The sequence below is a fragment of the Pseudacidovorax intermedius genome (assembly GCF_001476815.1).
GTDB classification, from domain to species: Bacteria; Pseudomonadota; Gammaproteobacteria; order Burkholderiales; family Burkholderiaceae_C; genus Xenophilus; species Xenophilus intermedius_A.
This window is the reverse complement of sequence record NZ_LDSL01000294.1, coordinates 1-591: the sequence shown is the minus strand read 5'-3', so window position 1 is coordinate 591 and position 591 is coordinate 1. Positions and strand designations below refer to the sequence as shown.

Here is a 591-nt window from a genome sequence, read left to right as displayed (position 1 = left end):
GTCTCGTGGGCTCGGTGCGCGTGGGCTGCACGTCATACTTTAGCGGTTCAGCCATTAAAACTTCTCCGGATGGGCGGTGTGTTCAGGCGGCAGCGTATAACCTGGCTGACGCCATTTATCCTCAACGGGCAGATGATCGCGCGGCGTGCGGTGCCCATGGCGAAAATTGTGCGACGGCAGCGGTGAAGCGTGAGGAGGACGCGCCAGCTTCTCCAGGCGAATGGCAATTTCTTTATAGGCTGGCGTCTGCACGTCAGGATCGTGATGATCCCCCGTGAGTCCGTTTACGCCCGGCTTACCATGGTGTATCGGGATAAAAAGGATATTACCTGCCACGCGTTCAGTAATGATCACCGGCACCTCAAGCGCACCGCGCCGTGACGTCAGCCTGACCCAGTCGCCTTCCTGCAAGTGACGCTCCTGTGCCAGTGCGGGGCTGATTTCAACGTACCAGTGAGGCGACAGCGAGGTGATTCGTCCCCCCGCCCCCGTCTGGTTGGTGGCCTGAAAATGCTCCAGCATGCGGCCGTTGTTAAGCAGCAGATCATAATGGGCATCGCTCTCCTCGGCAGGCGCTTCCCACTGCAACGG

The 591-nt window shown here is 59.6% G+C and carries 1 protein-coding gene; it reads right to left on the bottom strand.

Features of this window, described 5'->3' with window-relative positions; genetic code table 11:
- Nucleotides 1–54: 54 nt before the first annotated feature.
- The coding region (locus NS331_RS25940; RefSeq protein ID WP_275936486.1) for a molybdopterin dinucleotide binding domain-containing protein at nt 55–591 on the bottom strand (537 nt) is incomplete at its 5' end.